Raw genomic sequence first — 13,967 nt, forward strand, 5'->3', positions numbered from 1 at the left:
AGAGGTGAAATAATGAAGAAAGTTAAATTTTTTTATAATCCCTTTTCTGGAGAAAGAGCTATTCTTAAATATCTAGATTATATTATCAACTCTTATCAAAAAAAAGGATTTTTAATTATCCCATTTAGAATAAGTTATAATTTTAATTTAGAAAACGCTTTTAATGATATAGATGAATCTTATGATCATATATTAATCTCTGGAGGAGATGGGACTATTAATGAAATAGTTAATATTATGAAAAACAATAATATTGATATTCCAATTGCTGTTTTACCTGCTGGAACAGCTAATGATTTTGCAAATGTTTTAGGAATGCCTAAAAGTATCAGACAATCTGTAGATAAAATATTAAATAGTAAAATCTCATATGTTGATTTAGGAATTGCAAATAATAAATATTTTATTAATGTGTTTAGTTGTGGTCTTTTCACAGATGTTTCTCAAAAAACTTCTTCTGAATATAAAAATATTTTTGGAAAATTAGCTTATTATTTTACTGGATTAAAAGAATTACCAAAATTTAAACTATTAAATCTTTCTATTAAAGCTAATGAATTTTCTTTTGAGGGAGAATCTATTTTATTTTTTATTTTTAATGGAAGAACTGCGGGATCCTTTGAAATAGCTCACGATTCTCGCATTGATGATGGTTTGTTAAATGTCATTATTATTTCAAATGAAAATTTAATAAATGTAATTAAGATCTTACCTCAATTTTTATTAAGAAAAAATTTTTCATATCCAAAAGGAATTATAAACTTCAAAACATCTGAACTTTATATTAACGTTTTAAATAAAGACTATTCATCAGATATGGATGGAGAAAAGGGTCCTGATTTTCCTGTTAAAATCTCTTGCATTAAAAATGGAATTAAAGTATTGGGTTATTAAGAAAAGTGCACATTTATCTTAGCTGCTTTAAGATAAACGTGCACTTTTTTTAAATATTTATAGTTTACTTTAAATCTATTTTATAAACATCTATATTTTTTTGTTTTAAAAATTTTTCTGCTTTTTCTTTAAAAGTTTCAACCTCACCAGTTACATAAAATTCTACATTCCCCTTTTTTTTCTTTTCATTTAACAAGTTGTTTTCTCTGAGAGTTCTATAAACTTCTCTTACACACTCATCACTTGGAACAATTATTTCACCACTAAATTTTTTACTTATTTCATCTTTTATAAAAGGATAATGTGTACAAGCTAATAAAAGAGCTTCTGAATTTCTAGAAACATGAGACATATATTCATCTAAAATATCATCTCTATTTTTAATCGTTTCCCAACCTTTTTCTATCATAGGACATAATAGTTCACATCCTACAACATTTACTTTTATCTTTTTATTTTTTTTATGTATTTTTTTTTCATGATCTCCACTTTTAGCAGTAAAAGGGGTACACAAAATTGAAACTTCTTTGTAGCCTCCCTCCAAAACAATTTCGACTCCTGCATCTATAATGCCAACAATAGGAATATTACAGTTTTCTTTCAAATAATCTAAAGCAGCTATAGAAGCTGTATTACAAGCAACAACAATCATTTTACATTTATTTAAAATTAAAAATTCTACAATTCTTAATGCTAATTTTCTAATTTCTTCTTTAGTTCTCCCGCCATAGGGAATATTCTTCGTATCTCCTACATATATTATATCTTCATTCGGCATTAATTTTATTAAACTTTTTAAAACACTAACTCCTCCTAAACCTGAATCAAGAACTCCTATACTACATGATTTCACCATTTTTTCACTCTCCAAACTCTTTATATTCTAAAACAAGTCTTTTATACTGTTTAATATTACACTTCTAACATCTTTATTTTCTAAAGACAAGTTTTTTATTATATTTTTTACTTTAAGTCTCTTTGAATCTTTACTATCTTCATAAGGACATTTATTTTTTAAAATAGGTAATTCTAATCTATTCGAATACCTAATTAGATTCTTTTCTTCTACAAAAGCCATTGGACGAATTACTCTTATCCCATGATTTTCAGAAATATAAGAAGGCTTCATTATATTTCTATTTCCTTGATATATTATATTCATTAAAAACGTCTCTATTATATCATCTTTATGGTGGCCTAGTGCAAGCTTTTTTATTTTTTTTTCTTTCATAAAAGAATATAATATTCCTCTTCTTAATCTTCCACATAAAAAACATGGATTTTTCTCTTTATTTTCACCAATCACCAAATCTTTTAATTTTGTTTTTATTATTTCTATTTTTAAACCTAAAAATTCGCAATATTTTTTTATTTCACCTAAATCTGAAATATCTTCTTCCATATGGATATGTATTGGAATAATATCAAATTTTATATTAGATATTATTCTCACTCTAACCAAAGCATTCAATAATATCAAACTATCTTTTCCACCAGAGACTCCTATTGCAATTTTATCTCCTTCTTCAATCATATTAAACTGATGCATCGCTTTTCCTATTTTATTCCAAAGAACTTTATTATAGCCTTTTGCCTCTATAAACTTCAATAATTCTCTTTCTTTTTTAGTTTCTATATTAGCCATTTTTATTTCCCTTTGTATATCCCATAATATAATCTATATTTACATTTTTTAATGAATTAAAAATACTTTGTTTTATATTAGAATTATTTTCCTCCAAAGTATTTAAAAGTTTCTTTATCTCACGTCTTTTAGAATCCTTTTCTCCAGATTCAACTGAACATCCACATCCCATAGGTACTATATTATTTCTATTCATAAACGATATAATATCCTTTTCTTTTATATAAGCCATTGGTCTTATTACTGTCAATTTCCCACTTGTAGAATTTACTTTAGGAATCATAGTCTTTATTGTTCCTGCATAAAACATATTAATTAAAGCTGTTTCTACTATATCATCAAAATGATGTCCTAAGGCTAACTTATTACAGCCTAATTCTTCTACTTTATTATATAAAACTCCTCTTCTCATTTTAGCACATAAAAAACATGGATTTTCAGGATCTTCTTTAAAGGCAACTTTCCAAACATTTGAATCAAAAATTTCACAAGAAATATTTAAATCTATTAAATTTTTCTTAAAAGAAAATAAATCTTTCTCAGAAAAACCAGGATTCATAGAAATAAATACCACTTCAAAATTTTTACTTTTATCTCTTTTTAATTCTTGAAATAATTTACAAAGAATTAAACTATCTTTTCCTCCAGATACTCCTACTGCAATTTTATCTCCTTCTTCAATGAGATCAAAATCCTTTATTGCTTTGATAAATTTTCTCCATATCTTTTTTCTATAAGATTTTCTTAAACTTTCCAAATATAAATCTTTTTCTAAATTTAATGTCATTTTATATTCCCTTTCTTTTTTTTATAGAATAATTATATCATAATTTTCAAGTATTAAATATTTTTTTTATATTCTACACTATAATATGATATAATTAATTTATCTACAAATATAATTAATTTATAGAGGGTGATATTATGAATGAAATTGATGTTAAAATATTAAAATTTTTAATTTCAGGAAAAGCTTATAGCGATACAGCAATATTAAAAAATATAGGTATAACAAAAGAGGAATTAGATTCTTCTTTTGCACGTTTACTTGATTTAGGATATATAGAGACTTATGAAGATTATTTAAAAAGAACTCATAGTGATGGTAAACCTGCATGTATGTCTAAAAGTTGTGGTTCCGATTGTTCGGCTTGTGGAATGAAAGTTTCCCCTGAAGACTATAAAAATATTAAAGTTATTACTGCAAAAGCTATCCGAGAATTTGATTTTTAAATAAAAAAGGCTAAAATATTAGCCTTTTTTTATTTTCTTCTATAATAAATTTTATTTCTTTCTTGCCTTCTATTTAACCTAAAAGAAATATGTATATAATTACTTCTTGAGTGATAATATATTTGATCAAAACTATACTTTGATTTTTTTATTTTTACTAAAGCACTATTTAAAGCTCCTCTTCCTTTGATTGTAAAATCAACAGCTAACCCCTTTCTATGTGCTGAGTGTTTAGATCCTCCCACAAGTCTATTAATATTTCCATTTCTATACCAACTATTAATTTGAATTTCTTTTCCTATTATTTTTCTAATATCTTCCATTCTTCTAGCAGTATAAATCATATTTCTATATTCCTTTTTGTTAGGATAATTATTTAAATGGAAAAAATTACCTCTTCTGCTACAAGTAGCTTCATAAAAAGTAAAATTTCTAGATATTTTAAAACCTGGCCTTCTTTTTATTTTTCCACATCCTGTAAAACTAAAAATTAATAAAAATATACAAATTATTTTCTTCATACTCTCTCCCCATTTTATAATTTCTTATCTTTTATTATACCATATAAAATATTATTTGTAATTTATTTGTATAAATTGTATAATACATTACTAGACAATAAAAAATTTAATAATTAATTATATAAGGAGTCATTTTATGATAAAAATGGGCAAAAGACAAAAATTAAAAGTAAATAACTATACCCCTATTGGGTTATATTTAGATGCAGAAACAGGAGATGAAAAAGATAATATTCTTCTTCCTAAAAATGAATTTGAATTATTAGAAGATAAACCTAATATTGGAGACGAATTAGATGTCTTTATTTACAGAGATTCTGAAGATAGAATTATTGCTACTCTAAGGACAACTTACGCTACTGCAGGTACTATAAAAAAATTAGAAGTAACTGATATTAATCCTAAAATTGGAGCTTTCCTTGATTGGGGATTAAAAAAAGATTTACTATTACCTAGAGGTCAAGAAGTTTGTAAATTAACAATAGGAGAAAAATATTTAGTTGGTATTTATGAAGATAAAAAAGGTAGAGTTTCTGCTACTATGAAAATTTATAGCTTCCTTCTACCATGCAAAGATTATATAAAAAATGATATTGTTAAGGGAACTGTTTACAGTATTGATGAAAATATTGGTGTTTTTGTTGCTGTAGATAATAGATATTTCGGATTAATGCCTAACAATGAATTTTTTAAAACTTATAAAATAGGTGATGAAATAACAGCACGTGTTATAAGAGTTAGAGAAGATGGAAAATTAGATCTTTCTCCTAGATTACTTGCATACCAGCAAATGGATAAAGATGAAGAATTACTTTTAGAAAAAATGAATCTATTAAAAGATGCTTTTTATTTTAACGATAAATCTTCACCTGAAGAAATTTATGACTATTTTGGAATAAGTAAAAAAGCTTTTAAAAGAGCTATTGGTGGTTTATTAAAAAAACATGTAATCACAAAAACCTCTACAGGGTTTAAAGTAGTTAAATAATTAAATAAAACTAATCTAAAAGGAGAAAGTTAAAAAACTTTCTCCTTTTTTGTGTTTTTTGGACTTTTTTTGTGCTTTAAACAGGTTATTAATTGATCTTTTTTAAACTGCACCAATTTTTTTGTTTTCTTTTCATTTTTTTTGCTTTAAAGTTTTTAATGAAAAAAAGACTTTTGAACTATTTTTTATCAAAAAACAATTGACGACGTTTTTATTTTTTGTTATACTGGGTATGGGTAGAATAAAAATAAAAATAGGAGGAAAATTATGAAAAAAATTCTTATTGTTGGGGGAGTTGCAGGTGGAGCTTCTGCTGCTGCTAGACTTAGAAGACATAGTGAAGAAGATCAAATAATAATGTTTGAAAAAGGACCTCACGTTTCTTTCTCAAACTGTTGCTTGCCATACCACTTAGGAGGAGTTGTTCAAGAAGCTGAAGATTTAGTTCTTATGTGTCCTGAAAAGTTCATGAAACAATACAAGATAGAAGCAAGAGTAAATAATGAAGTCATTTCTATAAATAGGAATGAGAAAAAAATTATAGTTAAAAATAATGCTACAGGAAGAGAATATGAGGAAAGCTATGATAAACTTATCCTTTCTCCTGGAGCCAAACCAATTATTCCTAATATTCCTGGAATTGAAAAAATGAACTATTTTTCAATAAGAAATGTTGTTGATATAGATAGATTAAATAAATTTATTAAATCTTCTAATTCTAAAAATATTTCTGTTATTGGTGGAGGTTTTATCGGAATTGAAACTTGTGAAAATTTAAAAGAAGCTGGGTATAATGTAACTCTTATAGAGGCTGCTAAACAAGTTATGAAACCTTTTGATTATGATATGGTCCAAATACTTCATAAAGAATTACTAGACAAAGGAATTAATCTTATTGTAGATGATAAAGTTTGCTCTTTTAATGAAAAAAATGTAATATTAGAATCAGGAAAAGAAGTTCTAGCTGATACAGTTGTAATGGCTATTGGAGTTGTCCCTGAAACTGATCTAGCTAAAAATGCTGGAATAGAATTAGGTTCTTTAGGAGGAATAAAAACGAACCAAAATTATTTAACTAACGATAAAGATATTTATGCTGTTGGAGATGCTATTGAAGTTTATGGTACTTTATTTAATGACTTCTTTAAACTTCCACTTGCTGGTCCAGCTCAAAAACAAGCTAGAGGAGTTGCAGATCATATTAATGGAATGAGAATCAATAATAGAGGTTTCATCGGTTCTTCTGTTATTAAAGTTTTTGATTATAATGGTGCTTCAACTGGTCTTACTGAAGAATTTATAAAAGCAAGAAAAATGAATATTAATTATGATATTGTTTGGGCTATCCCTGGAGATGGTGTTGGATTAATGCCTAGCTCTAATCCTTTACACTTCAAACTTATTTATGAAATCCCTTCTGGAAGAATCTTAGGAGCTCAAGCTATAGGTAAAGGTAATGTAGATAAAAGAATTGATGTTATTGCTACAGGAATAAAATTAAATGCAACTATTGATGATTTAAAAGATTTAGAATTATGTTATGCCCCACCTTTTGGAACTGCAAAAGATGTTGTTAATTTTGGTGGATATATTGCAACTAATCTTCTTAATAGTGACTATAAGCAAATTAGCTTTTCAAAAGTTAGAGACCTTGTAAAAGAAGAAGCTTATATTATAGATGTTAGAGAAAAAGATGAATTTGAATTAAGCCATATCATTAATGCTAAAAATATTCCTTTAAGTGAATTTAGAGAAAGAATTAATGAAATACCTAAAGATATACCAGTTTATTTACACTGTAGAAGTGGTCAAAGAAGCTATAATGCTGCTTTAATTTTAGAAAATTTAGGTTTCCATAATTCTTATTCAATTGCAGGTGGATTTATGGGTGTATCTTTCTACGAATACTTCAATGATGTTACTTTAAATAGAAAACCAATAGTTACTAATTATAACTTTGATTAATAAATTTAAGGAGGAAACTAAATGAAAAAAAAGGAAAATATATTAGGAATTTTATTGCTTGGAATACTTATCTTCTTTGGGCATAAATTCCTTAATTCTGGAATGTTATTTTTCAGATTATTAATGGGAGCAACTCTAGGATATGCTCTTACTAGATCATTTATGGGATTTGCTGGAAGTGTTAATAGAGCTTACAATGGAGGTTCTACTAAATTAATGAGAGTTTTAGCAGGAATGTTTACTCTAACTGCATTAATTTCAGTCGCTTTCTTATATAATGTTGATGCTTCAACTTATGACTTATGGGTTAATCCTATAAATACTGGATTAATTCTTGGGGGTCTTCTATTTGGATTCGGAATGACTTTCTCTGTTTGTTGCGCTTCTGGAGTTTTAACTGATTTAGTTACTGGACTTCCTAGAGCTATTATAACTTTGCTTTTCTTTGGAATGGGAGTATTCTTAGGATTTCCTATTCAATCAAAAGCATCTTGGGTTACTGATTCTTGGTTCACTACTGAAGTAGGATCGAAACTTTATGGTGGTGTCTATTTACCTGATTTATTTAAAGGTGACGGCTTAAACGGTTATATTGGAGCTAGTTTAATAACTATTCTTTTGGCTGGAATCACTGTTTGGATTTCTTATAAATATGAAGATAGCAGAAAATTAAAGAATAATTTTTCAGGTGTAGAATCTGAAACTATTCAATATTCTAAAAATGAAGAAAAATACGAACCTTTCAAATTAATAAGCGAAAGAACATATAATACTCTTTTCGTTAAACCTTGGACAATGGAAACAGGAGCAGTTGTTATAACTGGAGTTTTCACTTTACTTATGGGAATAACTAAAGCAGGTTGGGGAGCTTCAACTCCTTATGGTTTCTGGTTTGGTAAATTACTTTTTAAATTAGGTATCCCTTTAGAAACTATAACTAGTTTTTCTACAAAGCCAGCTAAAGTTTTCACAATGCCTTTCTTTGATCACCCTATAAATGTTCAAAATTTTGGTATTGTATTAGGAACTATTATTTGTCTTTTACTTGCTGGAACTTTTACTAAAACTTTCACATCTGAACTAAAAATTTCTGCAAAAGATGTCTTCTTATTTGCATTAGGTGGAATTTGTATGGGTATTGGAACTAGATTATCAAACGGATGTAACGTTGGAGCCTTATATACTCCTATCGCTAACTTCTCTTTATCTGGATGGATATTCTTTATATTCTTAGTTCTAGGAGGAATCGTAGGAAATAAAGTAGCTAAAGTTATAAAATAATTTTTTACACAATAACACATACCAGCAAGGGGCTAACATAGCCCCTTGCTATTTAAATAAAGGAGTTTTTATGAAACCTAAAAAAATAGGAAAATTAGATGTTATTTCCATTGCTCTTGGCTCTATTATTGGAACAGGCGCTTTCTTACTTCCTGGGGATTTTTTCTTAAAAAAAATTGGACTTTTAAATACAATAGCAGGAATTTTAATAGGAACTTTACTTATATTTATAATTGAAAACAACTATAATTTTTTAATCAAAAAATTTCCAAAATCTGGAGGGGAATATATTTTTGTTAAAAATGCTCTTGGTAAAAATCATGCTTTTATATGTGGATGGTTATTAACTCTTTCTTATTTCACAATAATTCCTTTAAATGCTACAGCTGTGCCTGTTGTTATAAATAGTATTTTCCCAAATATTTTAAAATTTAATTTACTTTATAATATACATGGAAATATTTATTTAGGTGAAATCTTAGCATCTTTTATTTTTCTTTTTCTATTTGCATATCTAAATATAAAAGGAATTCATTTTGCAGCTATTATTCAAAAAATTATGGTATTCTTTCTTGTAGGAATAATATTATTTTTTTCAGCTGCTGTTATCTATATAAATAGTGTTTCAAGTCCTATACTAATAGAAAATTTAGCTGCCCCTTTTTCTCTTAACAATATTTTAAAGATTGTATCTATTACTCCTTTTTTATTTATTGGATTTGATTGTATTCCACAAATTATGGAAGAATTAGATTTTCATCCTAAAAAAGTATCTCTATTAGCTATATGTTCTGTACTTATTGGAGGATTACTTTATATCATTCTAACTATAATAACCGCTTATGGAGTATCTATCAAGACTTTAAATATAGAAAATATAAACTGGGCTACAGGTTATACAATAAGTTTATTTTTTGGAAAAACTGGATTAATAATTTTAGGACTAGCCTTTTTAATTGCAATAATCGCAGGAATAAATGGATTTTATATGTCTAGCAGTAGACTTTTATTAGCTATGGCAGAAGATAAGGAACTACCTATTATCTTTGCATCAAAGAAAAATAATCAACCTAAAAATGCTTTGATCATACTATGTGCTTTCAGTTGTATCATTACTCTTTTTGGAAGAAATACTGTATTATGGGCTCTCGATGTTTCTTCTGTTGGAGCTTCATTAGCATATTTTTATACTTCAATTTCTGCCTTAATATTAAAAAAGAATAAAGAGAATCTTCTCTTTCCTATTCTCGGTTCTTTAATAGGACTTTTAGCTTTAAGTTTATTGACTATACCTTATTTCTCAACCTCTTTAAACTATGCTTCCTATTTAACTCTTTTCATTTGGATATTTTTAGGTTTTCTTCTAAAGCACCTAAAATTCAAAGGATTTGCATATTTATAGATTTTATTATATAATTTGTTAGTATATAAATTTAAAGTGGGGTATTTATGAATAAACAAAACTATTTTATTAAATTGTCTCCTCAGAAGACAAAAAATCTTATAGACACAACTAAAGATTTAATAATTATTGATGCTAGAACAGAACTAGAACATCTTTATGAGGGAAAATTAGAAAATTCTTTATTGATCGATTTTCTTAAACCTAGACTTTTCAAAAAGAAAATCTTGACTTTAGATAAAAGTAAACCTTATTTAATTTATTGTGCTGTAGGTAGAGTTAGTGAGCCTGCTGCTGAACTTATGATTCAATTAGGATTCAAACATATTTATGAACTAGAAGGTGGACTAAAAAATTGGCAAAAAAATCAAGACCTTGTAACCACTGTTTCTAAACTTGATGATAAAGAAATTATTGAATCTAGAAAAAAAATAATAACACGTCTTAATAAAATAGAAGGGCAAGTTAAAGGAATGAAAAAAATGTTACTTGAAGGAGAATATTGTGGAGATATTTTAAATCAATCTCTAGCAGTTAAAGCTGCACTAGCAGGAGCTAATCAAGAAATCATGGAAATGTTTTTTAATACTTGCATTAACTCTATTGAACAAAAAGAGGATTTTTTCAAATATTTAAAAAAGTTAACAAAATAATAAAAAATAAAAGCCTAGATAAATAAATCTAGGCTTTTATTACTATACATAATCAAAATTATCTTGTTTATATAAAAATGATCCTTTACTTGCAAAATGTAAAATATATAATAAGACCGCTGAAATAACATATGCTTTAAAAAATTCTGAATTTGGATAAAATCCTAATGCTGCACTATGAACAAATCCAAAGATTGATAATATGGCTGCAAAAAGCATCGTTATCGAAGCTTTATTTAAATCTCTATCTATTATACAAGCTGTCATAGTCCCAACAATAATTCCTATTATTATTGCTCCTGCCTTTACCTCAGGTATCCCATGCCACATAACACCTGAATCAATAAGCATCTGAGATATTTCAGGATTATATCCATTTACTCCTGAAGCTGTCACTTCTGTCCAAATATTAGAAACCCCCATAGCTCCTGAAACTTGAGTAAATAGGAAATCTGCAACTGGAGGAATCATTGCAACTACAACTGCTGCAAATTGTTTTCTTTTACAAACTCTAAAAGCTTGAGCTACCATTATAACAGCACACCACAAATAAGTTATTCCACAAATTGCAGGAGGAACCATTTCACTCAAAAACGTAAATAATCCAAATATTCCTGAACAAGCTAAAATTATTCCTGAAACAGCTGAATATCCTATCCCTGCATCTGCTTTTTTTAGACCTGCATGACCCAACCACACTGTATTAGGAACAACCCCACCAAATATTGCTGAAATCATCGTACAAATTCCATCTGCAAATTGAGCCTCTCTTACACTATAATTATCACCAGCAGCATTTGCAGCTTCTACATTATCCATTGTTTCTACAAAATTATAAATTTCTATAGGAATAATAATTGTTAAATATGGAGCTACCACTGCAAAACCATTTATAAGATTTTGAACTGTATTTATTGGATTTGGAAAATAAAAACCTATTCCTGTAAAATCTATTTTTGTTCTTCCTAAACAATAGGCATAAACTATACCACCTAACACCGCTACTACTAATGGAGGAATTCTTTTAGGAAATAAATACCCCCCAAACAATCCTATCATAGCTATAATAAATATTGGTAAACCTATTATTGGATCACTAAAAATATCAAACAGACCTTGAGTAGCCATCCAGATAAAACCTATTCCTGCAACTGTTCCTAATAAAGCTGCACGAGGAATATGTTTTTTCATCCAAGGACCTATAAATCCTCCACAAAATTCAACTCCTCCACCTATAAAACATGCTGCAACTGCTGCTGACCAAGTAAGCTGTGGATCTTTCAAACTATAATTAAGCGGCATTATTACACCATATAATATAACAAACATTGCTGGAGTAGATACTCCTGAAGGAAGAGCTGTAACATCATTTCTCCCTTCTCTTTTTGCAAGTTTCATCGCCATATAAACATAGTATAAACAGCTTAAAGCTAAACCTATAGACATACCAGGTATTACTTTCCCATAAACAATCTCATCAGGCCATTCTAAAACTCCTGAAAGTGTAGCTATAACAATTAAATAATTTATAACATTATTTGTAACTATATAAGTAAGACCACCTATATCTCCTTTTTTAAAAAATGGAATATGTGAACTTGATTTCATTTATCTCTCCTTCTTTATTATGTAAAATATTATGCTTCTAAATTTATAAATTTAAATTGAGTCACATCAAATAACCCTCTATCTGTAATTTTTATTTCTGGAATTACAGGTAAAGACATAAAGCATAAAGTCATAACTGGTTCTACATTATGATGTACCCCTAATTGTTCATAAGCCTTTTTATGAATAGATTTTAATTTTTTATCTACCCATTCACCACTTTTATCACTCATAATTCCAGCTATTGGCATAGGCATAGACTCTATTACTTTTTTATCCTTAACAAGAATAATTCCTCCTTCTTGTTCTATCAATTTTTCAACTGCAAAACTCATATCTTCATCATTAACTCCAACAACTATTAAATTATGTGAATCATGAGCTATAGATAAAGCTACCGCTCCTTCTTTTATTCCATAGCCTCTAAGTAAAGCTACGGCCATTTTTCCAGTATTGTTATGCCTTTCTATAACAGCGACCTTAACTATATCTTTTTGTTCGCTATATTTAAAATTTCCTTTACTATCTAAATCAACTTCATCTATACTTTTTTTAGTTACTACTCCTCCAGGTAAAATATCAATTAAATTAACTCTATTGGATTTTAAATTTAATTTTAATTTTTGTTCCGAAAAATTAGATACATGCATACTTCCTTTAACCGAACTTATATCATATTTTTTTGTTTCAATAAGGTATTTTCCTTCCTGAGCAACTTCTTTTCCTTCAATCAAAACATTTTCAACTTTAAAACCTTTTAAATCTTTTAACAGAACTATATCTCCTCTTAACCCAGGAGCAATAGCTCCCCTATCTTTCAAGCCAAAACATTCTGCTGCATTTATTGTTGCCATTTGTATTGCTGTTATTGAATCAATTCCTTCTTCTACACAAATTTTCAAATGATTATCTAAATGTCCTTTTTCTAGTATAGTTTTAGGTTGTCTATCATCTGAACATAAAAGGCAACGTCTACTATTATTATAAGTTACTCCCTTAGCTAAATCTCTTAAATTGTGACATGCTGATCCTTCTCTCAAAAGAACGTATACTCCTCTTGAAATTCTATCATTCATTTCTTGAACAGTAGAACACTCATGATCATTACTAATCCCTACAGATACATAAGCATTCAAATCTTTATCATATATTCCAGGACAATGTCCATCTATTATTTTATTTGCTTTTTTAGCTACCATTACTTTATCTAAATCATAATCATCACCATTTATTATTCCTGGAAAATTCATAAATTCTCCCAAACCTAAAACATTATTTCTTAAAATAGGTTCTTTTATTTTAGCAGCATCTACTATTGCTCCTGAATCTTCAAAAGGAGTAGCTGGAACACAAGAAGGAATCATATATTTTATATCTAAAAGTGTGTTTTTAGAAGCTTCCATCATATAATCCAATCCTTTAATTCCGCAAACATTAACTATTTCATGAGGATCTGCTATTATTGTTGTTCCTCCATGAGGTACTAATAATCTTCCTATTTCTTCTGGTGAAACATAAGCTGATTCAATATGTATATGGCTATCTATAAAACCTGGTGCTGCATACTTCCCCGCAGCATCTATCATTTTTTCTCCTTCATAACTTCCTATTCCTGCTATTAATCCCTCACATATTGCAATATCTCCTTCTATAATTTTAGAAGAGTAAACATCTACTACTTTACAATTCTTTATAACTAAATCTGCTTTCATTCTTCCTGAAGCTATTTCAATAAGTCTCTTTAAAACTTTTTTTTTCATTTTTACCTCCAAAAATT

Annotated in this window: 13 protein-coding genes; 7 read left to right on the top strand and 6 right to left on the bottom strand. The window is 27.8% G+C overall.

Annotated features, from left to right (window positions below; genetic code table 11):
* Positions 1–12: 12 nt before the first annotated feature.
* Positions 13–894 (top strand): YegS/Rv2252/BmrU family lipid kinase, encoded by an 882-nt coding sequence (locus tag Q7K47_09725; GenBank protein ID MDP0507472.1) that lies wholly within the window; start codon positions 13–15, stop codon positions 892–894.
* Positions 895–958: 64 nt separating this feature from the next.
* Here the strand turns inward: Q7K47_09725 and murI are convergent, their stop codons facing one another.
* From murI to Q7K47_09740, 3 genes are read right to left on the bottom strand one after another with little or no spacing between them, the layout of a single operon-like run.
* Positions 959–1,750, bottom strand: a complete 792-nt coding sequence (gene murI, locus Q7K47_09730; GenBank protein ID MDP0507473.1) for a glutamate racemase — start codon at positions 1,748–1,750, stop codon at positions 959–961.
* A gap of 27 nt (positions 1,751–1,777) precedes the next feature.
* On the bottom strand, positions 1,778–2,539 hold the full coding sequence (locus tag Q7K47_09735; protein MDP0507474.1) for an ATP-binding protein: 762 nt from the start codon (positions 2,537–2,539) through the stop codon (positions 1,778–1,780).
* Entirely contained in the window at positions 2,532–3,326 is a 795-nt protein-coding gene (locus tag Q7K47_09740; GenBank protein MDP0507475.1) for an ATP-binding protein, read from the bottom strand. Before Q7K47_09740 ends, Q7K47_09735 begins: the two co-directional genes overlap by 8 nt.
* 137 nt (positions 3,327–3,463) lie before the next feature.
* On the opposite strand from Q7K47_09740, the gene Q7K47_09745 reads away from it, so the two are divergent.
* A complete protein-coding gene (locus Q7K47_09745) occupies positions 3,464–3,772 on the top strand; it encodes a hypothetical protein (protein MDP0507476.1) in 309 nt (102 codons plus the stop codon).
* A gap of 29 nt (positions 3,773–3,801) precedes the next feature.
* On the opposite strand, the gene Q7K47_09750 is transcribed toward Q7K47_09745, so the two are convergent.
* On the bottom strand, positions 3,802–4,293 hold the full coding sequence (locus tag Q7K47_09750) for a D-Ala-D-Ala carboxypeptidase family metallohydrolase (GenBank protein MDP0507477.1): 492 nt from the start codon (positions 4,291–4,293) through the stop codon (positions 3,802–3,804).
* Between the two features lie 136 nt (positions 4,294–4,429).
* On the opposite strand from Q7K47_09750, the gene Q7K47_09755 reads away from it, so the two are divergent.
* The 5 genes from Q7K47_09755 (at position 4,430) to Q7K47_09775 (ending at position 10,582) form a co-directional block, all read left to right on the top strand.
* Positions 4,430–5,281, top strand: coding sequence for a S1-like domain-containing RNA-binding protein (locus Q7K47_09755; protein ID MDP0507478.1), 852 nt, complete (start codon positions 4,430–4,432; stop codon positions 5,279–5,281).
* Between the two features lie 267 nt (positions 5,282–5,548).
* Positions 5,549–7,246, top strand: coding sequence for an FAD-dependent oxidoreductase (locus Q7K47_09760; GenBank protein ID MDP0507479.1), 1,698 nt, complete (start codon positions 5,549–5,551; stop codon positions 7,244–7,246).
* A gap of 21 nt (positions 7,247–7,267) precedes the next feature.
* A complete protein-coding gene (locus tag Q7K47_09765) occupies positions 7,268–8,527 on the top strand; it encodes a YeeE/YedE family protein (GenBank protein ID MDP0507480.1) in 1,260 nt (419 codons plus the stop codon).
* A 70-nt stretch (positions 8,528–8,597) separates the two neighbouring features.
* On the top strand, positions 8,598–9,929 hold the full coding sequence (locus Q7K47_09770; GenBank protein MDP0507481.1) for an APC family permease: 1,332 nt from the start codon (positions 8,598–8,600) through the stop codon (positions 9,927–9,929).
* Between the two features lie 47 nt (positions 9,930–9,976).
* A complete protein-coding gene (locus tag Q7K47_09775) occupies positions 9,977–10,582 on the top strand; it encodes a metal-sensing transcriptional repressor (GenBank protein MDP0507482.1) in 606 nt (201 codons plus the stop codon).
* A 42-nt stretch (positions 10,583–10,624) separates the two neighbouring features.
* Here Q7K47_09775 and Q7K47_09780 read toward each other — a convergent pair whose 3' ends face one another.
* Positions 10,625–12,190: a hypothetical protein gene (locus Q7K47_09780; protein ID MDP0507483.1), complete on the bottom strand. Its 1,566-nt coding sequence runs from the start codon at positions 12,188–12,190 to the stop codon at positions 10,625–10,627.
* A 29-nt stretch (positions 12,191–12,219) separates the two neighbouring features.
* Positions 12,220–13,950, bottom strand: coding sequence for an adenine deaminase (gene ade, locus Q7K47_09785; protein MDP0507484.1), 1,731 nt, complete (start codon positions 13,948–13,950; stop codon positions 12,220–12,222).
* Between the last annotated feature and the right edge of the window lie 17 nt (positions 13,951–13,967).

The sequence above is a fragment of the Fusobacterium sp. JB019 genome (assembly GCA_030673965.1).
Lineage (GTDB): Bacteria > Fusobacteriota > Fusobacteriia > Fusobacteriales > Fusobacteriaceae > Fusobacterium_B.

Bases quoted from the DNA above. Each gene is read 5' to 3' on its own strand.
- murI (MDP0507473.1), bottom strand. From the start codon at position 1,750: ATGGTGAAATCATGTAGTATAGGAGTTCTTGATTCAGGTTTAGGAGGA.
- Q7K47_09770 (MDP0507481.1), top strand. From the start codon at position 8,598: ATGAAACCTAAAAAAATAGGAAAATTAGATGTTATTTCCATTGCTCTT.
- Q7K47_09760 (MDP0507479.1), top strand. From the start codon at position 5,549: ATGAAAAAAATTCTTATTGTTGGGGGAGTTGCAGGTGGAGCTTCTGCT.
- Q7K47_09740 (MDP0507475.1), bottom strand. From the start codon at position 3,326: ATGACATTAAATTTAGAAAAAGATTTATATTTGGAAAGTTTAAGAAAA.
- Q7K47_09725 (MDP0507472.1), top strand. From the start codon at position 13: ATGAAGAAAGTTAAATTTTTTTATAATCCCTTTTCTGGAGAAAGAGCT.
- Q7K47_09780 (MDP0507483.1), bottom strand. From the start codon at position 12,190: ATGAAATCAAGTTCACATATTCCATTTTTTAAAAAAGGAGATATAGGT.
- Q7K47_09750 (MDP0507477.1), bottom strand. From the start codon at position 4,293: ATGAAGAAAATAATTTGTATATTTTTATTAATTTTTAGTTTTACAGGA.
- Q7K47_09765 (MDP0507480.1), top strand. From the start codon at position 7,268: ATGAAAAAAAAGGAAAATATATTAGGAATTTTATTGCTTGGAATACTT.
- Q7K47_09745 (MDP0507476.1), top strand. From the start codon at position 3,464: ATGAATGAAATTGATGTTAAAATATTAAAATTTTTAATTTCAGGAAAA.
- Q7K47_09735 (MDP0507474.1), bottom strand. From the start codon at position 2,539: ATGGCTAATATAGAAACTAAAAAAGAAAGAGAATTATTGAAGTTTATA.
- ade (MDP0507484.1), bottom strand. From the start codon at position 13,950: ATGAAAAAAAAAGTTTTAAAGAGACTTATTGAAATAGCTTCAGGAAGA.
- Q7K47_09775 (MDP0507482.1), top strand. From the start codon at position 9,977: ATGAATAAACAAAACTATTTTATTAAATTGTCTCCTCAGAAGACAAAA.
- Q7K47_09755 (MDP0507478.1), top strand. From the start codon at position 4,430: ATGATAAAAATGGGCAAAAGACAAAAATTAAAAGTAAATAACTATACC.